The sequence below is a fragment of the Spirosoma gilvum genome (assembly GCF_054776815.1).
This window is the reverse complement of sequence record NZ_BAAHBH010000021.1, coordinates 23,811-47,458: the sequence shown is the minus strand read 5'-3', so window position 1 is coordinate 47,458 and position 23,648 is coordinate 23,811. Positions and strand designations below refer to the sequence as shown.

Sequence of the window (23,648 nt, the reverse complement as noted above, 5' to 3'; positions counted from 1 at the left end):
TAGAACACAGATTGTTATGATGATTATGATTAGTATGGATTAAAATCATCATCATAACAATCTGTGTTCCATCCTAAACAGGCGATTCGATATGGATCAAACTTTACTTTCTTTTCTGGACCAATTGGCGCAGTTTGGGAAGACCAACGATCAACAGACTTCGCAGCGTAATGAGCGAATGCTTAACATCACACCCGATACAGGCCCTTTTCTTGCCTTACTGATCAAAGCCACCGGGTCGAAGGATGTGCTCGAAATTGGTACATCTAATGGGTATTCGACCATCTGGCTGGCCGATGCGGTACGCACTACGAACGGGCATGTAACTACCATTGAAATGAATGAGTGGAAAGTTGCACAGGCTCGCACAAATTTCCAGCGAGCGGCTGTCGATGATGTGATTACGCAAGTGGTAGCCCCCGCCGAAGATTATCTACCAACCTGTTTGCCGAATAGCGTTGATTTCATTTTTCTGGACTCCGAACGGAATCAGTATGTCGGCTGGCTGAATCAACTGCTTACTGTTTTACGACCGGGTGGATTGATAGTAGTAGATAATGCCGTATCACACGAAGCAGAATTGGCCGACTTTATAAGCATGGTTCAGCAATCACCTGGTCTCGATACGTCCTTAGTTCCGCTTGGTAACGGTGAGTTGTTGATCTGGAAAGCCAAATGAGGAATGGATAATGTACAATAAATAATGGGTTGATTTGCAATTATTATTCATTGTACATTATCCATTAGTTTAGTCTTCACCCACAGTGGTGCTATCCGTCTTTTTATTCCGTTTTTTCACGATATACTCATTGGCGGCCGACGATTCGCGAGGCTCACTGACCCGTTGAATTTTATAATTCCGATCAGCTAAACTCGTCGAAGGCGTATGATCGACCGTAACCCCGCCTACTGGTTGTACGGCTGGATGCTGATTTTTATAGTTAGCCAGTTGTGCATCTGAGGGCGAGGGTTTCTGAACCGCAACACCCGCTTTTTTCTCCCATCGACTCGCTGCAGCAGCCATATTCGGATGCTTGTAATTGGCGGTCGAGTACATAGGATTATTCAACGGCTTTTTCTGACCATCGTCCCGATTCGTCTGGGCACTGGCTTGACCAGCTATCGACAGGATGCCGATGCCGACAAGCAGAAAGGTTAGCGATTTCATCGTTTTTCTTTGGTTTTGTTGTACAACAAAGTTAATACCTCGTCACATTAAAAAACGATTAAAATAGCTACTAGGTTTATAGTTTTTACACTTTTTTACGCAGTAATCGCAAAATAGACTCCGAATCGGCTAACGAATAAGCGTTTTCTATTGAAAACCATTGAATATTCTTTATTTCGTCAGAAAAGCCAAATGTTTCAGACGGGTCAGCTTCCAGCAAAAACCGGATGTCGTAGTGTACGTGTTCTGGCACGTCATTCCGCTTGGGAATGGTATGTATATCTACATCAAAAATAGCTGGACTGAGTAGTCGAACCGATTGAAGTCCGGTTTCTTCCTGTGCTTCTTTCAGGGCTACAGCCGCTACATCGGGGTCGCCATCGGCATGGCCTCCCGGTTGCAGCCAACGGTCGAGTTTGCGGTGATGAATCAATAGGATTTGTTGTCGATCGGGGCTAACTATCCAGGCCGATCCAGTAATGTGCCCAATCAGCAATGAGCGTTCGAAGCAGTCGGGATGTTGCTCAACAAAGGCAATAGTGGCCTCTGTCATGGCCTGCTCGTTCAAATCAAGGGGGGTATGCTGGTAAAGTAAACTTAACAGTGGCTTTCGGTGCATTCGTTGCTTTTGTTAGGTAAAAACTGCAATTTGCTTCCGTATTTTTAATACTCTATCGACTATTATGCACAAGTTATCGCTTACAGCCGTAACCTTTTGTCTGGCAGCTCAGTTAGCCACCGCACAAATTAAATTGCCTTCACCCAGCCCTGGTGCCTCCGTTATGCAAACAGTCGGCACTACCGACATGACCATAACTTATTCGCGGCCAAGCTTGAAAGGCCGTCAACCGTTTACATCTTCGTTTGTTCCCCTCGGAAAGGTATGGCGAACCGGTGCCAACTCACCTACCCTGTTTACGACGACGACCGATGTGATGGTCAACGGCAAAACACTTTCGGCGGGTAGCTACGCCATCCTGTCGATTCCAGAAGAAGGCTCAGCTACGCTGATTTTCAGCAAAAACAAGACGAGTACCGAACAATCGTATAAGCAGGAAGAAGACGCCCTGCGCGTGACCCTGACTCCGATGGAAAGCAGCGAGAAAGTGGAGACCTTTACTATCGGTTTCAGCGACGTAAGCGACAGCACTGCCAAACTAAATTTCGTGTGGGCCAACATCAAAGCGGTTGCCGATCTGAAAGTAGATGTGGCCGCTAATTCGGCTGCTAATGTAGACAAAGCCGTTACCGACAAACCCGACGATCCGGCTGTATTGCAGGCTGCTGCCAGCTATAATCTTTCAAAAGGTCGCAATCTGGACCAATCGTTAAGCTGGATCGACAAGTCGATTGCGGCTGGCGAAAACTACCGGAATCTATACGTAAAATCGCAAATCCTGGGCAAGATGGGCAAATATGCCGAAGCATTGCCACTAGCCCAAAAGGCTTTGTCACTGGGCCAATCTTCTAATGATGGTGCCTTCCCGTTCTTCAAAGATGGCATTGAGAAAAGCATTTCGGAATACACCGCTAAAGTTCCGGCTATGCCAGCTATGAAAGGCGGCAAAGGCAAGAAAAAAGCATAATCCGGTATTCACCTTCTTGGGTAAAGACAAATGCAGGCCAATTCGGCCTGCATTTGTCTTTATAACCTTTTAAGCGCTGAGTTGTAACTATCCTCATGTAAAAAGAATATTGTCAGAAATGGTTATGTGCTGGTTAGTGGTCAAATCTTGATAATTGACTAGAAATTAACTAGAATAAGTAGAACACTCCACTTACTATGTTTTACTTACTCTACACCTTCCTGTTTATGCGTGCTGCTAGTCTAGTTCTACTCGTCGGCTTGACGGCGCTTATCTTACCAACCGCCTGCGTCGATTTGCTGGAAATTCCCTTAACTCAACGAGTCAACGTGATAGTAGTCGATGGCACGCTAACCAACCTCAATGAGGACCAAAAAATTTATATTAACCGTGCCAAATCGGACCCGCTAACTGGCCGCTTTGGCAGCTTGCCCATTACCAAAGCCCGAGTCGAGGTCGTGGTTGATTCAGCCCAGGTACTGGTCTTCACCGAGACCGACACGGTGGGGGCCTACCGCTCCCCGGCAGGCTTTCAGGCCCAACCTGGCCACGCCTATCAACTGCGCTTTACCCTCTCGGACGGTACGCAGTATCGGTCAATGACCGAAGTAATGGCACCAGTCCCTCCCATTGACCGCGTCCATACAAAATTTAACCCCGCCAGTTTGCCCGCTTTCCTTGCCGATGGCACCATCAATCAATACCGGGGGGCGCACGAAATTACCATTGATTTTCAGGACCCGGCTGATCAACACAACTATTACCGCTGGGACTGGCTGTTATGGGAGAAACAGGACTGGTGTCGTACCTGTATCAATAACGAGTATGTGATCTCCTTAATGGATACGAACCCACCAATCCTCATTGAAGATTGTTATGGTCAGAAGGTAGATAATGGGTACTATGTCAACGATTACCAGTGTCGCACGCAATGCTGGGAAATTTTGCGTAATTATACCACTAGTGTGTTCGATGATGCGTATAGCAACGGCGGGCTGATTTTGGGGCGCTCAGTAGCCCAGATTCCATTTTATCAACAGAATGCCTGTTTGGTGCAGATTCGCCAATCCTCGCTCACGAAGGCAGCCTATCAGTACTACCGGACAGTAGAGGAGCAGACACAAAATAACGGTGGCGTGGCGGCTACTCCGCCAACGGGGTTAGTGGGAAATATACGCAACGTGGATAATGAGCATGAAAGCGTGATTGGCTACTTTACGGCCTCATCGGTGTCGGTGGCGCTGGACTGGATCGACCGGAAGGATGCAACAGGCCGTCCTCCGGGCTTGTTTATCGCTTTGAACAATCGCCCACCTTCGCAACCCTTTAATACGGGAGGCTATGGCTCCAAGGAATATCCGACGGCGACCTGTGTACCTAGTGATGGTCGTACGCCCAACAAGCCAATTGGTTGGCGCGATTAATTGCTGCTGTATTAGTGGATTGTATTCGATAGCAATAAAGCTGTCAATCCTTTAATCCCATAACTGGTTCGCGGCTGTCAGGATAATTGGTTGATCATCGGTTACGACAATCGTTTGTTCATGCTGCACGGCAAAACTGTCTTTGGCGACCAAGGTCCAGCCATCTCCCTTCTCATGGGCATAAGTGGCCCTGGTGGATAAAAACGTCTCAATGGCTACAACGGAATTCTTTCGAAAACGGGTTTTGTTGGATCGATCATAATAACAGAGAATTTCATGCGGTTCTTCATGCAGGCTCCGGCCTATGCCATGACCCGCCAGATTCTTAATGATCCGATACCCATTTCGTTTGGCTTCCGTTTCAATTAAACGACCAATCTCGGCCAATTGCACCCCTCCTCGAATCTGGCTGATCGCTTTGGCCAGGATTCGCTTTGAGGCTTCGACTAAATCACTATGCTGATGAATATCCTGCCCCACCACAAACGATCCTCCATTGTCGGACCAATAGCCATCGAGTTCGGCAGACACATCGATATTGACTAAATCGCCTTCCTGGAGAATCCGCCTGGCCGACGGGATGCCGTGACAGACTTCTTCATTTAAACTGATACAGGTCCAACCCGGAAAGCCATAGGTGAGCTTAGGCGCTGATCGGGCACCATGCTGTTCCAGCAGTTGGCGTCCATATTGATCTAATTCAAGCGTCGACATTCCTGGTCGGGCATATTGCTGCATGCACTTCAGGGTTGAGCCAACAATGTAGCTAATCTGCTGCACACCGATCAGGTCCTCCTCCGATTTCAATGACATAGCGTTGTGGTTCTGGTTGTATAATCTACAATTTAGTAGTCCACAAGATTCATATCCATTAAAATTATACAACCATTTATCCGTTTGGAATACTTTCTCTTCCCCATATACGCTGCAAGACCCAGGCAATTCCTACTACTAGCAGACACCCGATGGCGTTGAGCCACAGGAAAGCAGTTAGCTCGAAGTACCAGCTTAATATTACTAATATTTCCGCAAGGATAGCTCCCCAGAATGTGGCCTTGCCATCAATAGATTTGACGTAGAAGGCAACCACAAACACGCCCAGAATAACCCCGTAAAACAACGACCCCAGGATATTGACCGCTTCGATCATACTGCCGAACTGATTGGCAAACTGGGCCACGATAATGCAGAAAACACCCCAACCGATGGTGACCCAGCGCGATGCCCGTACGTAAAAAGCATCATCGCCATCGGGCCGTAGCAGGCGTTTATATACGTCTACAACCGTACTGGAAGCCAGTGAGTTATAGGCCGAAGCTATCGACCCCATTGAGGCCACAAAAATGACGGCAATCAGCAATCCGATCAATCCGTGCGGGAGGTAGTCCAATACAAATCGCAGGAACACATAGTTTACATCGTTAGTATCGGCGGCTGGGTTTGCCTTTTTGATGAGGTTGGTCACGTCAGTCTTGACCCCTTTCAGTGCTTCGTCGGTTTCCCGAATCCGCGTACCGGCCGCTTCCTGACCAGCCTGGTCGTCGGTTTGCAGGGCAGCCTGCATATCGAGGACAGCCCGTTGGCGTTGGGTTGCCAGATTCTGGTGTTTGATTTCGGCAAGCTGATAGTCGCGGGCGTAGGCACTTTGCTTTAATCGGTCGGTTTCCTGCTTGTTAAAAAAGATGGGCGAGGGATTGAACTGGTAAAAGACAAACACCAGCACCCCTACTAGCAAAATCAAAAACTGCATCGGTACTTTCAACAGCCCGTTCATCAGCAAGCCAAGCCGACTTTGCCCGATGGTTTCGCCCGTCAAATACCGCCCCACCTGCGACTGGTCGGTACCGAAATAGGACAGTTGCAGAAAAAAGCCACCAATCAGTCCCGACCAGATATTGTACCGACTATTTGGATCAAATTTCAGGTCGATCAGGTTCATTCGTCCGGCCTTACCTGCTACGTGCAAGGCATCGACAAAGCCAATGCCATCGGGCAGCAGTTTCACGGTCAGGTAACCTGCCAGGGCCATCGCAAAGGTTACAATGGCCATCTGCTGCAAGTGTGTGTAGGAAATGGCTTTTGTACCTCCCGTAACGGTATAAATCAGCACAATACCGCCCATAATTAGGTTGGTCAGGTAAATATTCCAGCCCAGAATGGTCGATAAAATGATAGAAGGCGCATAAATGGACAGCCCCGTCGATAAGCCACGCTGGAGCAAAAACAACCCCGCTGTGAGGGTACGAACCCGCGTATCGAAACGGGATTCCAGAAACTCGTAGGCGGTAAAAATTTTTAGCTTATGAAAGATCGGCACAAACGTCACCGACAGGACAACCATAGCCAGCGGGAGTCCAAAATAGAACTGTACGAACCGCATACCGTCGGTAAACCCCTGTCCCGGTGCCGACAAAAACGTAATGGCGCTGGCCTGCGTAGCCATCACCGATAGCCCCACATGATACCACGGCAACGAATGCCCGGCCAGCAGGTAATCGTTCATACTCCTACTTCCACGGCTTCGAATGATGCCATAAGCAATAATGCCCACCAGTGTAATTAAGAGTACACTCCAATCCAGAATACTCATGATAACCAGCGCATTAAAGCGTAAAATAGGAGCATTTCGGCCACTAAACTACCGATGACGATAGCATAGAGCTGAGGCCAGGAGCGAACAAAAGGAGGCAAATCGGATGGGTTACGGGTCATGAATGAATGGATTGTCGGATCTATAACGGCGAAATTAGCGGAAATAGATGTATCGACTTCGAATAACTCGAAGGAATGGCTGATTTCTATTTAGACCGTACAAACGAAATGCCAGAATCGCATCTACCTACTCATGCCCAATCAAAAGGTTGTAGCTTAGATAAGGCAACCCACGTATGGGCAGTTCCTTATAGTCTAGTCCATTCCTGAAAATCTGCGTGTAAAATCCGAGGTCGAAGGCATGCCGACGTCGATCGATCCGGAACGCAAACGATAAGGATACCCGCTCGCCCAAGTCGTTTGGATAATAGTGGAAGTCTCCTAAATTGATACGATTGTCGCTGATCAGTGTTAGTCCAGGTAATACCTTCTGCATAAAGCCCAACGTTATATAGAGCTGATTATCAATGGGTACACTAAAATAGTTTGGCGAAGACATCGGCGTAGCATAATAATACCGATACTTACCATAATCGATCAGCCCAAATCCTGCTGTTACATTTCGCTGGGTACTGCCAAAGGTTGCCAACACATTGAACGTCAATGGCCCCCTTGTATAATAGCCATAAATACTTTTATCCTGGTAGATAACATTGGCGCCCAGTCGAATTTTGTCACTGAGGGATACGCTTAGTTTGGTAAATAACCTAGAACTGGTGGTCAGGAAGCCATCGTAGGCAAACGGCGCATCGGCCTCCAGAGTCAGAAAAGGGATCGGTGTGGCAAAACTTGCTCCAACACTCCAGAATTTGGTAATGCCGTAATCAAACTCGTTGTATAGCCAGGTGTTGCGGTAATAAAACCGACCTTTCTCAGCGTTAATCGCAGTAGGATTCAACAACATAAACGGTGAGAACCGATTAACATAGCCCGTTTGGTCTGATCCATTTACCGCGTCGCCTTCATTCCATACGGTATCGACCCGTACGAGCAGTTCTGGTTCAAAATATGTTAACTGACCATTCGCTTTTCGAACGGTAATCATGGTCTCATTTTTCTTCACAAATGTGCCGGGCAGCCGAGTGCCATCCTTGAGCAAAAAGACTGCCGAAGCAATTCGATCATTCCGCTCCATTTCCTCTTCTTTCGGCCGATCAGCTACTATTTTCACTACCTGATCGGCCTCAACATAGGATAGATCACCACCCCGAACCCGAACACTGATGATCGAACTATCCTGTCGGACAATCTGCCCCCGTACGACCGAACCATCGCGAAGCATCAGGTAGGAATGTTTTCGATAAGTATCTTCTGGCGTTATTTTAATAAGTTGCGCCTGTAGGATAAATGGGCAAAAGAGCAGAACGAGGAGAACTGTTTTCACGATTGATGACGTTAAGGTTGAAGAATTGGCGTTGATATTTTTTATGCAAACGGTTACTCACCGACAATTATTTTTCCAGCACATAGCTCAGACCTCCGATTTCCCGTTAGGGTTGGAAATCGACCGGGCTGAAGGCATTTATTTATACGAAACCAGCGGCAAACGCTATATAGACCTCATTTCGGGCATTGGGGTGAGTAACGTTGGACATCGGCATCCGCGTGTTCTGGAAGCCATTCAGCAGCAGTTGGATAAGTATATGCACCTGATGGTATATGGCGAATATATCCAGACGTCCCAAACCCAACTGGCGCACGCACTGGCCCAAACATTACCCCCAAGCCTGAACAATGTGTACTTTACCAATTCGGGGACCGAAGCGGTTGAAGGAGCTATGAAACTGGCTAAACGGTATACCGGCCGGAGCGAAATCATTAGCTGTTTCAACGCCTATCACGGCTCAACCCAGGGAGCTCTTTCGCTTTCCGGTGATGAAAATTTTAAACGAAACTTCCGTCCTCTCCTACCCGATATTCGGCATATTCGACACGGCAATCCGACTGATCTTGATCAAATTACGAATCGTACGGCTGCCGTAATCATCGAAGTGGTTGCGGGCGAAGCGGGTATCCGCGTGCCGGAAGCCGCCTATTTCCAGGCGCTTCGCCAACGCTGCAATGAGACGGGAACCTTATTGATTTTCGATGAGATTCAGACTGGTTACGGGCGTACGGGTACCTTCTGGGCATTTGAGGGCGTTTCGGTTATACCCGACATTCTACTCTGCGCCAAAGGAATGGGCGGAGGTATGCCCATTGGCGCCTTCATTAGTTCGTCCGATCTGATGAGCGTGTTTAAGACCAATCCGATTCTGGGGCATATTACAACATTTGGCGGGCACCCTGTATCATGCGCTTCATCACTGGCCACGTTGCAGGTCATCCAGGAACAAAAATTACACGATCAGGCGGAAGCCAAAGGCCAGTTGTTCAGGCAGTTGCTCAGTCATCCGAGCATCCGGGAAATACGCGGAAAAGGGCTGATGCTGGCCGTTGAATTCGATTCATTCGAGATTTTAAAACCCATCATCGACCGTGCTATTGAAAGCAGTCAAAAGGGACTGGGCGTCATCACCGACTGGTTCCTGTTCTGTAACAATTCCATGCGGATAGCTCCTCCTCTACTCATTACGGAAGAACAAATCCGGGAAGCGTGTGGGGTAATTCTGCAAGCAATTGAAAAGGTCAAGTGATGGTCAAAGGTGGTTAGGGGTAATACGTAACGATTCCTGACAATACTTGACTACTCTTGACCATACCTGACAATACCAATTAAAACGCTTCGCCTAGCTGAAAATACAAGCCGTTCGATACGCTTTGGCCAATGCCCCAACCGTAGTCGATACGAAGGTTTAGCCGTTCTTTCTGATTCAGCGACAGGCGGAGACCTCCCCCAAAGGAGTATTTAAGTTCCTGAAAATTCAATTCCCGCAGGTTATCGCCTACATTGCCAACGCCAAAAAATCCGACCGCACCCAATCGCCAGAATAAGGGGACCCGATACTCCGCCTGAGCCACAATCTGATCTTCGCTGCGGTAGCGACCATCGTAAAACCCCCGCATGCTATTAGACCCACCAAAGCTGGCTAAACTCCGCAAGGGCGTATCCCCTCTATTAAAGAACCCGTAGGCTTGAATGGCCAGCACCTGTTGTCGATAAATTCGAAGAAAACGCCGAAAATCAATGACGTAGTTGGTATATCGAAAATTTGAGCCAAACACCGGATTGAAGTGATTGAAGTACACCTGTAAAAATCCTCCCCGATCAGGAGCAAATGCATTATTCCGCGAGTCGTAGGTCAGACTTAACCCGGCTCCGGAGATGTGATAGGGTTGACGACCAATAACCGCCAATTGATCGAAAAGACCACCCGCCTGATAATCAACATCCAGTAATCGCTGATACTCATAAATCAGTCCGGCAAAAACGCGTTCTTTAAGCTTCCGCTGAAAATGCAGGTAAATGTAATATTGCTTGAAGATGTAGGGTTCAACATGCTCGTCGGGCGCATCTTTCCCAAGTCCCCAAAATTTGTCGGGAAAATAGCTATAGGACAATTGGTGATTTAGGATAATTCGTTCGCCCGGAAAATAAGTTGTTCCATTCACAGCCGCAATAAATTGCTTTCGAAGGGAGTATAATGCCAGTGCCTGCGTGTTTGATGTACGGGTGAGGGTATCGTGTTTATTGAATCGAAACGTGAATGAACCCGCCAGCCCAAAAGACCAGTCTGTTTCGATGGAACGGGCTACTAAGGGCAAAATCAGCGTATTTCGCGTTCGGATTAGCTGACTGGGAATGGGTTCACGCGGAACACGAATGGTGTCGGGCTGCGCCTGAATAAGTTGCCCTAGGCCCAATAATTGACTGATTAACAGCAATACCAACCTTTTATCAAGTAAAATTGACACTGTAAACGAATTAACCGTTAATTAAACTCGCATTAATTAAATTGCGGCAAAGTAATCCTAAAATTGTAAATTTCGTAGATTTGGGCTTTTATTCACCGATACAGTCTGCACCCGTTCAATAGGGGGGCAGCCGACGGGTTGGCATCAACTACGGAACCTCCGATTAGTAAACCACCGATATGAGCAAATTAAACTTACCGCCTTTTACATTGGGCGAATCTATTACACCGGAACAACGCCAGTTCTTCAACAAATATGGTGTCATTGTATTCCGTAACTTCATTGAACCCGAAACAGTTAAACTTTTTATCAGTGAAACGGAGCGAATCGAAAAACAATGGCTTGACGAAGGACGAGATAAGGTAAATGGTGTTCCGTTAAAATTTGGTAAGGATGAGGAAGGCAATTCCATGATTCAGCGCATGTGCTTCCTCTCGCAGCATAGTACTGCCCTTCATGAATTTTTACAGGACCCTCGTCTTCAGGCTGTTGTCGACCTGCTTCAGCCCTACGAAGGACGTATTGCTGAAATCGAAAAAGACGGACTTATTCTGAACCACTACGTTCGTACGCCCAACAGTAAGTTCTCGCAGATGGGTTGGCATACCGATAGCCCCCGCGACATTTTCCTCGGCCAGCGCATCATGCCGATGCTCAACGTAGGCATCCACCTGAATGCTACTCCCTATGAAAACGGTGGCCTTCGGGTAATTCCAGGCACACACAAGCAGGGAATTTTAAAGATGCTGTTCCGCAAAAAGTATTTCGTCGACAACGAACCCGACAAACATGAAGTTGGCTTCGACATCAATGCGGGTGACCTGTCGGTACACGACGGTCGGCTCTGGCACCGGGCACAGCAATCGCCTTATTTCGGTGAAGCCAGCCGTCGGCGGGTGATGTACGTTCCGGTTGTAACGGGCAAATACATGCCTAAGGACGAGAACAGCAAAACGCCGTTCTATCACCGTTTTATTTCGAAAGTCAATATTTAAGACAGGAGAAGGGAGAAGGGAAAAAGGAGAAAGAAACCGACGTAAGGCTTCTTCCCTTTTCCCTTCTCCTTTTTTCTTTCCTCCCTTTTTTATGGCCTACGCCCTTATTACTGGAGCTAGCCGGGGCATTGGCTTAGCCATTGCTACCGAATTGGCCCGTCAAAAATTTGACCTTTTACTGGTAGCTCGCTCCGAAACATTGCTACGGGAAGCTGCTGGTCAGCTCGCCAGTGAACATACAATCAAAACCGATTTCCTGGCAGTAGACCTGGCCGCAACCGGAGCGGCTCAACAGGTATATACCTGGTGTCAGCAGAAGGGCTATACAGTTCAGATGCTGGTCAACAATGCAGGCTATGGACTAAGTGGCCCCTTCGAAAAGCACCCGCTTAACGAGCATACGGACATGATGGCGGTCAACATGACGGTTCTTGTAGAGCTGACTTATCTGTTTCTGCCTGTACTCCGGCAACAGCCCAAAGCTTATATTCTGAACATTGGTAGTTCGGCTGCTTATCAGGCCGTACCAGGCCTGAGTCTGTATTCTGCCTCAAAAGCGTTTGTCCTCCAATTTAGCCGGGGCCTTCATCAGGAGTTAAAACGCTCATCGGTATCAGTTACCTGTGTCTGTCCTGGGTCTACAGATACCAACTTCGTTGATCGTGCTCAAATTGGTGAGAAAGGTCGAAAAGCCGCCGAAAAAGTAAACATGACGCCCCAGGAAGTGGCTCGTCAAGCTGTTTCGGCAACCTTAGCAGGGCAAACGGAACTAGTAACGGGCCTCCTGAATAAAGCGGGTAAATTTATGGCCTGGCTACTTCCTAAAGGGCTAGTTGAAAAGACGGCTGGCAGTATTTACGAGTAGTCATTTTGCATTTCGCCAGTAAATGGCACTTTATTTGTTACATCGTAGTTGTAGACATATAACTATATCAAGACGCTGGATGCTAACTTTCCATAAACCCGGATTTATTGCCTGCCGACGTCCAACCATTACATGCAATTTTCCGATTTATCAATAATAGATCCTATCCTTACAGCACTTGCCGAGGAAGGATACACCACCCCAACCCCCATTCAGGAACAAGCTATCCCCATCTTGCTGGGCCGCCGTGATTTATTGGGCTGTGCGCAAACCGGCACGGGTAAAACAGCCGCTTTTGCGATTCCCATTTTGCAGTTACTTAATGAGGAACGAGCGAAAAATCCGAAAACACCCCGACGCATCAAAACACTGGTCCTGACCCCAACCCGCGAGTTGGCCATACAGATTGCCGAAAGCTTCACCGCCTACGGCCGTCACCTCGATCTACGTCATACGGTAATTTTTGGTGGGGTTTCGCAACATGCTCAGGTTAATGCCTTAAAAGCCGGCATCGATGTATTGATCGCTACCCCCGGCCGTCTGCTTGACCTGATGAACCAGGGCTTTATCAACCTTCGTGATGTTCAGTTTTTTGTTCTCGACGAAGCCGACCGTATGCTCGATATGGGCTTTATTCACGATGTCAAAAAAGTTATTGTGCGTTTGCCCGAACGTCGTCAATCGCTGTTTTTCTCGGCCACAATGCCCCCTGATGTAGCGAAACTGGCCGACACGATTTTGCACAATCCAGCCAAAGTTGAGGTAACGCCGGTTTCATCGACAGCCGATACCATTCAGCAGGCAATGTATTTTGTGGGTAAAGAAGACAAGCGAAAGTTGTTGGTTCATATCCTGAACGACCGCAACATCCGGTCGGCGCTGGTTTTTGCCCGTACCAAGCACGGTGCTGATCGGGTCGCCAAAGATTTGCTGAAAGCGGGAATTCAGGCCGAAGCCATTCATGGGAATAAATCACAGAATGCTCGTCAGCGTGCTCTTTCAAATTTCAAAAGCCGCGAAACAAGAGTATTAGTCGCTACGGATATTGCGGCCCGTGGTATTGATGTGGATGAGCTTTCGCACGTAATCAACTACGAACTGCCCAACATCCCGGAAACCTATGTCCACCGCATTGGCCGAACAGGTCGGGCGGGGCACGATGGCATTGCCTTGTCGTTTTGTGATGCTGAAGAAACGGCCTATCTGAAAGACATTCATAAGTTGATTGGCAAAAATGTTCCCGTCGTTACGGACCATCCTTATGTGCTCGATGTTGCCACAGCCGCAGTAACACCTGCTCCTCCACAACGTCAGGGGCAAAATCGGCGGAACGCTCAGCAAGCTAACCGTCCGAATGGATCAGGGAGTCAACCAAAACAGGAGTCGCGCCAACGTCCGAGTGTCCATACCAATCGGCAGCAGAACCCCTCCGACAACAAAAATCAGGTACGGAATCAAGGAAATCGTCCCGATGGACAGCGAGATAAAAATCGATCATTCGGACGTCCCTCGGAGACTAAACAACATCATTCGAAACAGGGTGCTCCCGAAAACAAACCCGGTCGTGGGAGCGGAAACAGCCGCTTTCTAAATTTCGGTTCCGATAAGAATTATTAATAACATTCTCATTACAAGGCCAGTATATCCCAGGTTAGGATATACTGGCCTTTTTGTTGCCGGAAGTTCTATTCTTTCCTTACTACGCTTATCTGTCCGTTCCGCTCAATTAATATTGCTTTCACCTCGTCTATCGTAGACTTCTGACCAATTAACCGGACGGCTTCCTGCAAATCCTGTTCGCTTACCAGCATAGCCTCCATGTTGCTGTGATTGAAATGGCCATTTTCGTATAGTACCTTATTCCTACCACTTACCAAACGACTTAATACTGGACTATGGATGCACAAATAAGCGAGTAATCGATGCAGGATAACCAGTGCCAAGCAAGCGCCCAGTACCCCCGTAAATGATGACGCACCAACGATACCCCGGCTAAGCGTAGCCCCTAAAAGAAGCGAAATAACGGTATCGAAGGGCGAACGCATCCCAAACGAACGACGACCAGCCAACCGTACCAACGCAACAGTCAGCAGAAATGCGACAACTGCCCGGCATATCATCTGGCCATCGGTCAATTGATCGTCTTTATGAAGCAAATCGCCAAATAGTTCGGTCATCATAGTCGGTCAGGTGGTTTGTTTCTTCACAAGCGAGATTGCCTTATCAGGGCCATGGTAGGCTTTAAGCTTAAATTTCCCGCCCTTCATAGCATTGTAGTATTCAAAGAAATGGGTTATGTCGTTCAGACGCTCTTCACCCATATCGTCGATGGTTGTTATCGGTCCGTAGTCGTGCGATACCAGCGGAACAGCTACTAATCGGTCATTACGCTCAGTTTTACCTTCCTTGTCCTGTTGTTCGGCCTCAAGTACCCCAAGTAATCGACACTCCAGCCAACAGCCGGATACCAATTCCTGCTCGGTTAGCACCAATACATCCACAGGATCACCATCATCAGCTTTCGTACCGGGTATAAATCCGAAATCAAGTGGAAAAGCCGTACCTGCAGGGAGTATACCTTTCAGCTTAAACAGCTCGGTTTCAGGATCGAAGGTGTATTTATTCCGGCTGCCTTTGGGCGTTTCGATGATCACATTTACGTGTCCAGCTTTTTCATCAACAAATGCCTTCGGAAGTTTCATATGTATTACGGTTTACTAGGTTGTCACTTCAATGGTTCGCTTCGGATGAAACGTTAATTCAAACCATATTGTACCTATGTTACGAAATTGTTAAGTCGCCTTAGCCCCATAACTATAGCATACCCTAATAGTTTGTTGATTGAGTCATTTTGCCTACAAACGGTCTATTAACAAAACCTAAATGCATTACACTAGGCACAAAAAAGCCGTGCCACAGTTTGGAACTGTGGCACGGCTAAAAAAGATTAATTCGTAATTACTTAGCAGCAGCCAGCACTTTCTGCATTTGCTCAGCCACAAACTGGTTGCCCGCATCGTTGAGGTGGACGCGGTCGGTGGTCAGGATACCCCGGTCTTTATTTTCGGGATTGTTTTTGAGATTATAGTCCAGAAACGCTTTACGCAGGTCGACCAATGGAAGATTAGATTGTTTAGCGATATTACGAATAAACTGGCTATACTGATTCAGATCGCCATCCTGCTGGTTGGTCATGTCTGTTTTTTCGCCAATGGCGGCTGGTGTACACAAGACCACCCGAATATTAGCTGCCTGTAACTTTTTGACAACCGCTTCGTAAAATTTGATAAACTTATCAGGATCAGTGCCGGTACCTGATGTGGCTTTATGCCAGACGTCATTGACTCCAACCCAAATTACGACGACATCGGGCTTTTGGGCGATCACGTCGTCGTCCATACGCAGGAACAGGTCATAAATTTTATTTCCTCCGATACCTGCCCCAATCAATTCATATTGATCGGCTGGGAGCATGGTTTTCAACTTATCGATATAGCCGCCGGGCTTGATACCGGCCTGGGTGATGGAATCACCGAAAAAAACGACGCGAGTTGGCTTAGCAACCGTCATAGCCAGCAAGCCAACGGCTACTAGCATCACAAAAAAGCGAAAGAGTGTTTTCATAGTCAGCAAAGATAGCGGAAGCGCAAATTTACCTGAAACCTTTCTACCCTTTCATAAATCGCACCAGCCCTGCTTCGAGCAGCAGGAAGCCTAAGGCAGCCAGCAGAAAATATTTCCAGAGACTTTTGCCCAGATTTTCCTGTTCCAGTACCTGCACAAAATCCCCATCCTGAATACTGTCGAATACCTCTACATTGGGCTGGCTGCCAAACGTACGGCGTAACTCGTCGGCCGAATAAAAGTCCATCGATGACTCCTGGTTACCATGATTAAAGGCCAGCAACCGCTCAGTTTTCCCATCCAGTTGTAGCGCATAATAACCTGCTTCTACTTCCTGTCCGGCCGCCAGTTCGTTGCTCTTCGGCATTTCGAGCAATAGTTGATTGCCAACAACGCGCTGGATCGGAATGATTTCAAGCTTATCATGTTTCAGTTTATAAACCGTCTTTTCAGACGGATTCGCCACGGGAATGGTAATCAGATTATCGCCGAAGGAATAGGCCGTCCGTTGGGGGCGAACGCTCATCGCAGCCATTTTATACATGACAGGCACAAACAGGGCGTGTTCGGCCAGATTACCATAAGCCGACGACAGTGGATTAGCCAGCACATAAACACTTCCCTGACGAGCCCCCTGCCCACCAACCGTTGTACGTGTCAGTAAGGGGCTTCCATCGCGTAGGCTTAGTAGTCGATCGCCCGAACTCCACCGCCAGACCGGAGCTGCCATCGGCATATTCAATCGGTCAGATTGGTAACTCTGCTGAAATACATCGATAAAGAACGGGTTTCGTCGGTCCGGGTCGGCCACGGGCAATGGGGATGGCGTCCCACCAGTCGATGCCGTTACCTGAATGCTGCCGATACCCAGTGTCCGCAGGAAAGGCTCGTATGAAGCTGCGTTAGGATTTATGGGCGGAATGATCGTCAGGCTTCCCCCCTGCCGGACAAATCGTTCCAGTTCGGTTCGTAATGTACCGCTTATGTCCGAAACACCTTCCAGCACAACCAGGTCAGTTTCTTTCAGTTGGCCGACATCGAAATTCTGCGCATTGAAACTCCGCCGGACAAAGAGACTATCGTTTGAGTAAACTGCATCGACATAATCAGTCGAACGGGTAGGCGAACTGGCTTTTTGTTCAAACAAGTGTAATACCCGAACAGCGGGCGACGCTTCGATCACAAAAAAGTATTGGTTATCGAACGTAATGGGAAAATCTTCGAAGACGATGCGCCCTTTATGGAATCCTTTCGACGTGACGTTGAAATTAAGCGCTACCGTAACCGATCCACCCGGAGCCAGCGTAGCCGATGCAGTTGAGGTTTGTGTATCGTCCAGATAAAGTCGGATAGGCAGGTTTTTGACATTTTCCCGACCTGCGTTATTTAGTTTGACATTTACGCTATTGTTCTGCAATTCGCGAATGAAAGGCGTGCTAAGCCAGACCGAGTCGACATATACGTTTTTAGTAGACTGGGCATCCAATGGTACAATAAACAGTCGATCGGTCGTATCGATCTTCAGCCTTGCCAGATCACCCACTGTACTTTTCTGAAAATCAGAAAACCAAAACAACTGATTTCGCCCGCTTGGATTCAGCGAACTCAGCAGATTTCGCTGCCGACGATAAACCGTTTCCAGTGTACGGGGTGTATGGGCAAAACGAATAGAGGTAACCCGGTCGCGCACCGATTCAGCCGTACCGGCCTGTTGCTCAGCCGCCGAAAAATCATTGGTTATCAATTGCAGTGAAGAGGCATTCCGAAAAAGGGTAAGTAACTCATCCAGTTTGCTGATGGCAATGTCGAGGTACCGTTTGGTATTCCGTTCATTCTGCATACTGAACGAATTATCGACGTATAAGCTCGTAACGCCCTGCCGTGATAAACCCAGTTTATTTTTGCTCGGAATAAAGGGTTGCGCGAACGCCAGCACCAGACAAATCAGGAATAAGCAACGACAGGCCAGAATAAGCCAGTGTTTTAGCCGCCGAAATGATTTGGTCTCTGTCTGAACCGTCCGCAGCAAGGCTACATTGGTAAAAAATACCCGCCGGGTTCGTCGGAAATTAAACAGGTGAATGGCTATCGGAACCGATACGGCCATCAGGCCAAACAGGAATGTAGGATATAGGAAATTCATTCAGACGAAACGGGAAAGTCATTCATGGTCATTCGGTAGTCATTTATCGTCATTCGTGGTCATTCGTTGCTTACTAGAATAAATGACTATCAATGACGATAAATGACCACGTAATGATCTCTTTATTTTAAACGAATCGCCATAGGCCTTTCGTTTTTTCGGAAGCAGATTTGCCAAGCCAATCGCTTCTTTGAGTCTAAGTTAGTCAGGGATTGTGATTTCGTAAAATGCTGTTTTGGTTTGCAACACATCTGTATAGGTAATCGACCCGTAGGCATCACCAAATGTAGTAAACTCATTTATAGGTGTATGTCCTACAACCTGATGAAAACCAGTCAGATAGTCAAGCTTAGTTTCATACCGATCCGCCCAGATTGGCCCTCCAGATGGATCATGACCACCACGCCGGGGGCCTACTTCAAACAACAAATTCCTGTAAGACATAGACCGCTGATGAACGTCGTTCAATAACTCTGCCAGATCATAATCCGGTGTTACGGTCAGTGTATGATTATCGGTATTCGCCAGCAACCGGGCCAGCCATCGATTCGTTACACCTGCGTGCGTAAAGAGGTACGTCCGTTGTTGATACGCAATCTGAAATAGCATTCCATACTCATCAAATACCTCACTCAGAGCAGGTTGCGCTAATCCCCGAAATCCCGAGCACCGATAATGCGGAAAATGCATATACTGCGCATCGTGGTTTCCAATGAGTAATACGATTTTATCAGGCTGGCTCTGTTTTAGCTGAATAATATCGAGCAGGTTGTTGTAAATTGTTTCATCATCGAACACATAACTATCGGTGTAATCGCCTAGAAAAACAATTCGATCATAGGTAGCGGTATTGATCTCTTTCCAAACGGTTCGACCATGAATGTCACTAATGGTAAGAATAGTCATAATTTCTGTTTGCCGCGCCAGATGAAGCCATCCAGCACGTAATGGGTCATTTGCGGCAATGCCAGTAAGGGTACCAGCAACGCCATCAATTGCTTGTTGGATACGGCCGGGAGTGTCTGAAACCAGCCGAAAACAGTTGCATGTTCCCGCCAGATCAAGCCATCCCACAAACCTTCTTCAAGATAAGCCAGCAAAATGAGTACAACAAGAAAAGTGACCCAACGGTTTCTGGAAGCCCATTTCAGCCAAAAAGAAGTAGTTTTTTTTTCAGGGAACACATTTTTCCCATCGCTCACCCAGATGAGCGCCATGTATGGAACTCCGTGAGATACTACATTGAGCATCGTAAAGGCCAGATCGCCATTAAACTGAACGATACCAAAATACCAGGAAACAACCGTTCCCAGAACTAGTAAGTTTCGGGGTACATTTAACCACGCACGCTGCCGGTAGAGCCACCCTTCTTTGCCTACATATCCAATCAGTAAACAAACATATAATCCGGTCAGCAGCCGTTTCAAGGTTTCGGCTTCATGCTGGATAAAATCGCCCTCCACAAACCAGGTAAAATGACGATTGGGAGTTAGATGCCACCAAAGGATAGGATACAGGGTAGCTGCGTAAATTACAACGGTATCAAGCCAAACCACCCAGGCAGGGCTTGTTTCCGTTCGGCTATAAATACGCAGAAACCCATACTGCTGCCGAACAAAATGGAAGACTGCCAGATACGCCAATATTCGCCAGAACCAAAGCCCACCCATAGTATACAAGGCTGCTCCCGTCAGATAGCAAATCAGGGGTACTGCCAGAAATAGTAGTCTCTGTTTCTGAAAACGTGTAGAATTCGCATAGGTCCGAAATAAGGTACTATATACATGGGCCACATCGACCAGCATTACTAAAAGTACCCAGCCGATCAGGGGCATTTCGTCGGTAGTACGAAACCGCTCGGGCAATAGCAGCACAATACTGAGTGCTACAAATGGTGGAGCCAGCATAAACACACCATCGAAACGGGGGTTTTTGATCCAGGGTTGGTTCATACGGCATCGACCACCTCCCGGGCCGCTCGGATACCCTGATAAAAGGCTTCCTCAAAAATAGAGATGCCACTCAGGTCGGAATGCGCGAAAAATATACGGTCGGCCAATGGCTGAGCCGCTTTCTGCCGTTCGTCGCCCCAAATAAAGCTGGGTGATGGTACAATCATACCATGCCCCCACAACCAGACATCGGCCTGCGACACATAAGCCGTAACACCGGGGTGGGCCAACTCCAGTTCATCCAGAATTTGAGAAAGCCATTGCTCGTAGGGAGTTGCATAGGCTGTTCGACGGGCCAAATCGGGTTCCGTATCGGTCAGGGGTTTGTAGTAAGTGATTACTTTTTGGGGGCTGTCGCGCAAATCCTGCTGATTGGCGTTGATGTACCCGACCGACGCCGTATTGTACAGCACATTGTCCCAGCAGAGCGGTAATCCCCTCCCCTGCGGCAAACCTGATACAGTCAGATTGGCCACTAGCCAAGGAGCGTACTGAAATTCTACCGAAGCACTACGTTCCGGGGCAAGCTTTTGAAGTAATCTGTTGCTGATAAATTGCGGTGTTGCCAGTATAACCCGATTCGCCTTTAGCACAAGATTTTCATTCGTCAATGCATTATAGGCTCGAACCGTTACGCCTGATTGATTATACTGTAGGTCATAGGCCAGCAGGTTGGATCGGATCGGCGAATCGGCCTGATCGCGCAACTGATCGGCCAGAAAGCCGTTGCCCTGTGGCCAGGTCAGTACCGAAGAGGCATTGGCATTGGCTGCTTTTCCTTTACGCGATGCGAAGTAATGCAACCCCGCCCAGGCCGATGTGTTCTCAAGCGTTGCTCCATAATCGTCACGGCAACCATAATTCAAGTACCAACGCAGATAAGGCGAGGTAAAGCCTTCCTGAGTCAGATAGCTGGCAAACGAACGGGTATCTAATGAACGAAATTGATCATCAGTCGACGATTGTTCGAGGGGGATGGCGAAGGCATCACGACCGTCAGTTCCTCTGGCTAGTTTTAGTCGGTCTACTAACGCAAAAAAACGAGCGATCTGCTGTTTATCTTCTTTCGGCAAACCAGCATCTGGCACCAATCCCTCCTGCCATAATCCATTGATAAACAAACGCTCCTCCGGATCGTGGCAAAGAAAATAGTCGTTATAAATGGGCAGCTTCTGGTCGTTATAACCGGTAATCACCTCGCACTCCTGAAGAAACTGGAGCAATTCTTCATTTCGGATATCGGGCACAGGCAGATAATGAGCACCTAATGGATAGGCCGAAACGTCGTTTTGTCCATAAGCTGCATTCCCGCCCGTTTGCGAGGCCATTTCCAGTAACATTACGTCCCGAACTCCCTGCTTCTGCAACCACCGACGAGCCGACAAACCGGCAACACCACCGCCCACAATTAGCACATCGGTTGAAACTTGCTCGCTAACCGGCAATTTGGCTAGATCTGCAATTGACCGTAGCTTATGCCCGACCTGATGATTCGCTCCGAGAATACGTCCCTGAATATGGCTAACCGAACGGGCCGGTGCGCAGGAAGGCAAAGCAGTAGAGCCAACCAGTAGCGCGGCAGCACCTGTGCCAGCCTGCACCAGAAACTGACGACGGTTGGTCAAATCGGAATTATTGTCCATAGGGCGCCCATTCTTCCTCAAACGACTGTACCAGAACCTGATTGTTCAATTTATTCACCTCCGTTGGCATTTCTGCCATATCGGGCGGAAAATATAGCATATCGCGAAGGGTTTGGGTATTGACGTAACGCAATCCGTTCGGGAGAGAATCTCCAATTCGCCAATGCTTATTTCGAAGGGCTAACACGTATCCCCATTCACCAAACGAGGGAACATACGTATGATATGGGATCGTCTGAAAGCCTACCGCAGCCAGGGTATTCCGAACGCACCAGAACGATTTTCGGGCCACATAAGGAGAGGTAGATTGCACCACGATTAGCCCGTCTGGGGCCAGTCGCTTTTCCAATTCAGCATAGAATGTAGTACTGTATAATTTTCCAATCGAGTAATTGGAGGGATCAGGAAAATCGACAACTACCACATCATAGTGCGTTGTATCCTGCCGCACCCACGTAAAGGCATCGCTGTTGATAATCTGCACTTTAGGCGACAGCAGTGACCGTTGATTGAGCTTTACCAGAACCGGGTTTTGACGAAATAGAGAAGTCATAGCCGGGTCCAGATCTACCAGTCGTATTTGCTGAATCACGGGGTATTTCAGCAACTCCCGTACTGCCAGGCCATCGCCCCCACCCAATACGAGCACGCGACGGGCAGTTGGCCGGGCCTGCATCGCCGGATGCACCAGCGCTTCGTGATAGCGGTATTCGTCGGCCGAGCTAAATTGCAGATTCCCATTCAAATAAAGCCGTAATTCACGATTGTTTCGGGTCAGCACAATGCGTTGATAGGGCGTGCTTTTGCTATAAATGATGGCATCCTGAAAGGTAGCCCCTTCGCTATACGCCATAATTTGTTCGGCATACACAAACGCAGCCGTTAATCCACTTATGCTCAGCACTAAAACAGCCGCAAAAGTAGGTCGGTAGGGTCGCGTTTCGGTAAATCGATAGAGTAGAAAGCCAGCGACACCCACGTTTAACAAGCCAAAAAACAACGACGTGCGGATCAGGCCCAATTGGGGTACAAGCCACAATGGGAATACGAGCGAAGCCAACAGCGAGCCGATATAATCGAAGGTAAACACGCGCGACACCAGATCTTTAAAAGTAATCTGGTTCTCCAGAATGCGCATCAGCAACGGAATCTCCAGTCCGACCAAGGTGCCGGTGAGCCCAACCAGGAGATAAAGCAGCAATCGAAAGGAGGCAACCTGTTCAAATAAGACAAATAGCAACGGCGCACTAAAACCACCTACCAGCCCTACCAGAACCTCAATCTGAATAAACCATTTTAATAGATTCCCGTCTAGGTACTTCGAGAGCCAGGAACCAATGCCCATCGAAAAAAGGTACACCCCAATGATCGTTGAAAACTGCGTAACGGAATCACCTAATAAATAGCTCGCCAAAGTTCCTGCTACCAGCTCATAGATGAGTCCGCAGGTAGCAATGACAAACACCGACACCAGCAATAACCAGTGCAATGGACGCAATTCCGACGTTGACTGTACCTGTTTCCGGGCGTTAACCATGAATGGCCGAACTGATAATTATGGCCACCGCAATCATAAACGCAGCCGCTAAAATGGCCAGGGCTACGTTTTGTTCGTCAACAATTTTTTTCCAGAGGTTTTCGGGGGCAATTTTTTCGATCACCACAAAACAGACGATCAGAATAATAATACCCAGCAGCGAGTAAACGACGGATGCGGTTATGTACTTATATTCCATGTGGG

The 23,648-nt window shown here is 48.0% G+C and carries 22 protein-coding genes; 7 read left to right on the top strand and 15 right to left on the bottom strand.

Translation table 11 applies throughout. The features are described 5' to 3' along the window. Positions 1–91 precede the first annotated feature (91 nt). Entirely contained in the window at positions 92–679 is a 588-nt protein-coding gene (locus ACYVFD_RS34135) for an O-methyltransferase (protein ID WP_461095099.1), read from the top strand. Positions 680–748: 69 nt separating this feature from the next. On the opposite strand, the gene ACYVFD_RS34130 is transcribed toward ACYVFD_RS34135, so the two are convergent. Together ACYVFD_RS34130 and ACYVFD_RS34125 are read right to left on the bottom strand one after the other, a co-directional pair. Then, positions 749–1,168 (bottom strand): hypothetical protein, encoded by a 420-nt coding sequence (locus ACYVFD_RS34130; RefSeq protein ID WP_461095098.1) that lies wholly within the window; start codon positions 1,166–1,168, stop codon positions 749–751. An 85-nt stretch (positions 1,169–1,253) separates the two neighbouring features. Further along, positions 1,254–1,787: an NUDIX hydrolase gene (locus tag ACYVFD_RS34125; protein ID WP_461095097.1), complete on the bottom strand. Its 534-nt coding sequence runs from the start codon at positions 1,785–1,787 to the stop codon at positions 1,254–1,256. A gap of 64 nt (positions 1,788–1,851) precedes the next feature. On the opposite strand from ACYVFD_RS34125, the gene ACYVFD_RS34120 reads away from it, so the two are divergent. Together ACYVFD_RS34120 and ACYVFD_RS34115 are read left to right on the top strand one after the other, a co-directional pair. Next, on the top strand, positions 1,852–2,754 hold the full coding sequence (locus ACYVFD_RS34120; RefSeq protein WP_461095095.1) for a DUF2911 domain-containing protein: 903 nt from the start codon (positions 1,852–1,854) through the stop codon (positions 2,752–2,754). Positions 2,755–2,951: 197 nt separating this feature from the next. Beyond that, positions 2,952–4,178, top strand: a complete 1,227-nt coding sequence (locus ACYVFD_RS34115; RefSeq protein ID WP_461095094.1) for a DUF4249 domain-containing protein — start codon at positions 2,952–2,954, stop codon at positions 4,176–4,178. Positions 4,179–4,229: 51 nt separating this feature from the next. On the opposite strand, the gene map is transcribed toward ACYVFD_RS34115, so the two are convergent. From map to ACYVFD_RS34100, 3 genes are all read right to left on the bottom strand, one after another. Beyond that, positions 4,230–4,991 carry a type I methionyl aminopeptidase gene (gene map, locus ACYVFD_RS34110; protein WP_461095093.1) on the bottom strand — a complete coding sequence of 254 codons (762 nt, stop codon included), beginning with the start codon at positions 4,989–4,991 and terminating at the stop codon, positions 4,230–4,232. Between the two features lie 76 nt (positions 4,992–5,067). After that, the gene (locus ACYVFD_RS34105) at positions 5,068–6,768 is read right to left on the bottom strand and encodes a sodium:solute symporter family protein (protein WP_461095092.1); all 1,701 of its coding nucleotides are present in this window, start codon (positions 6,766–6,768) and stop codon (positions 5,068–5,070) included. A 249-nt stretch (positions 6,769–7,017) separates the two neighbouring features. Next, complete coding sequence (locus tag ACYVFD_RS34100; protein WP_461095091.1) at positions 7,018–8,214, bottom strand: hypothetical protein; 1,197 nt, start codon at positions 8,212–8,214, stop codon at positions 7,018–7,020. Positions 8,215–8,257: 43 nt separating this feature from the next. On the opposite strand from ACYVFD_RS34100, the gene ACYVFD_RS34095 reads away from it, so the two are divergent. Then, entirely contained in the window at positions 8,258–9,466 is a 1,209-nt protein-coding gene (locus tag ACYVFD_RS34095; RefSeq protein WP_461095089.1) for an aspartate aminotransferase family protein, read from the top strand. 79 nt (positions 9,467–9,545) lie between these two features. Here ACYVFD_RS34095 and ACYVFD_RS34090 read toward each other — a convergent pair whose 3' ends face one another. After that, a complete protein-coding gene (locus ACYVFD_RS34090; protein ID WP_461095088.1) occupies positions 9,546–10,685 on the bottom strand; it encodes a BamA/TamA family outer membrane protein in 1,140 nt (379 codons plus the stop codon). Positions 10,686–10,864: 179 nt separating this feature from the next. Here ACYVFD_RS34090 and ACYVFD_RS34085 point away from each other — a divergent pair, with 179 nt between their 5' ends. The 3 genes from ACYVFD_RS34085 (at position 10,865) to ACYVFD_RS34075 (ending at position 14,162) form a co-directional block, all read left to right on the top strand. Next, the gene (locus ACYVFD_RS34085) at positions 10,865–11,680 is read left to right on the top strand and encodes a phytanoyl-CoA dioxygenase family protein (RefSeq protein WP_461095087.1); all 816 of its coding nucleotides are present in this window, start codon (positions 10,865–10,867) and stop codon (positions 11,678–11,680) included. Between the two features lie 91 nt (positions 11,681–11,771). Continuing rightward, on the top strand, positions 11,772–12,545 hold the full coding sequence (locus ACYVFD_RS34080; protein WP_461095086.1) for an SDR family NAD(P)-dependent oxidoreductase: 774 nt from the start codon (positions 11,772–11,774) through the stop codon (positions 12,543–12,545). Between the two features lie 132 nt (positions 12,546–12,677). Then, positions 12,678–14,162 (top strand): DEAD/DEAH box helicase, encoded by a 1,485-nt coding sequence (locus tag ACYVFD_RS34075; RefSeq protein WP_461095085.1) that lies wholly within the window; start codon positions 12,678–12,680, stop codon positions 14,160–14,162. A 68-nt stretch (positions 14,163–14,230) separates the two neighbouring features. Here the strand turns inward: ACYVFD_RS34075 and ACYVFD_RS34070 are convergent, their stop codons facing one another. From ACYVFD_RS34070 to ACYVFD_RS34030, 9 genes are all read right to left on the bottom strand, one after another. Further along, entirely contained in the window at positions 14,231–14,725 is a 495-nt protein-coding gene (locus ACYVFD_RS34070; protein WP_461095084.1) for a DUF421 domain-containing protein, read from the bottom strand. Positions 14,726–14,731: 6 nt separating this feature from the next. Continuing rightward, positions 14,732–15,247 (bottom strand): inorganic diphosphatase, encoded by a 516-nt coding sequence (locus ACYVFD_RS34065; protein ID WP_461095083.1) that lies wholly within the window; start codon positions 15,245–15,247, stop codon positions 14,732–14,734. A gap of 256 nt (positions 15,248–15,503) precedes the next feature. Continuing rightward, the gene (locus ACYVFD_RS34060) at positions 15,504–16,169 is read right to left on the bottom strand and encodes an SGNH/GDSL hydrolase family protein (protein WP_461095081.1); all 666 of its coding nucleotides are present in this window, start codon (positions 16,167–16,169) and stop codon (positions 15,504–15,506) included. Between the two features lie 43 nt (positions 16,170–16,212). Next, positions 16,213–18,312, bottom strand: a complete 2,100-nt coding sequence (locus ACYVFD_RS34055) for a BatA domain-containing protein (RefSeq protein ID WP_461095080.1) — start codon at positions 18,310–18,312, stop codon at positions 16,213–16,215. Between the two features lie 201 nt (positions 18,313–18,513). Next, positions 18,514–19,218 carry a metallophosphoesterase gene (locus tag ACYVFD_RS34050; RefSeq protein WP_461095078.1) on the bottom strand — a complete coding sequence of 235 codons (705 nt, stop codon included), beginning with the start codon at positions 19,216–19,218 and terminating at the stop codon, positions 18,514–18,516. After that, a complete protein-coding gene (locus ACYVFD_RS34045; RefSeq protein WP_461095077.1) occupies positions 19,215–20,264 on the bottom strand; it encodes a hypothetical protein in 1,050 nt (349 codons plus the stop codon). Before ACYVFD_RS34045 ends, ACYVFD_RS34050 begins: the two co-directional genes overlap by 4 nt. Next, positions 20,261–21,907 carry an FAD-dependent oxidoreductase gene (locus ACYVFD_RS34040; RefSeq protein WP_461095076.1) on the bottom strand — a complete coding sequence of 549 codons (1,647 nt, stop codon included), beginning with the start codon at positions 21,905–21,907 and terminating at the stop codon, positions 20,261–20,263. The genes ACYVFD_RS34045 and ACYVFD_RS34040 overlap by 4 nt, the downstream gene beginning before the upstream one ends. After that, positions 21,897–23,444: a polyamine aminopropyltransferase gene (locus tag ACYVFD_RS34035; RefSeq protein WP_461095074.1), complete on the bottom strand. Its 1,548-nt coding sequence runs from the start codon at positions 23,442–23,444 to the stop codon at positions 21,897–21,899. The genes ACYVFD_RS34040 and ACYVFD_RS34035 overlap by 11 nt, the downstream gene beginning before the upstream one ends. After that, complete coding sequence (locus tag ACYVFD_RS34030; protein ID WP_461095072.1) at positions 23,437–23,643, bottom strand: DUF350 domain-containing protein; 207 nt, start codon at positions 23,641–23,643, stop codon at positions 23,437–23,439. Before ACYVFD_RS34030 ends, ACYVFD_RS34035 begins: the two co-directional genes overlap by 8 nt. Between the last annotated feature and the right edge of the window lie 5 nt (positions 23,644–23,648).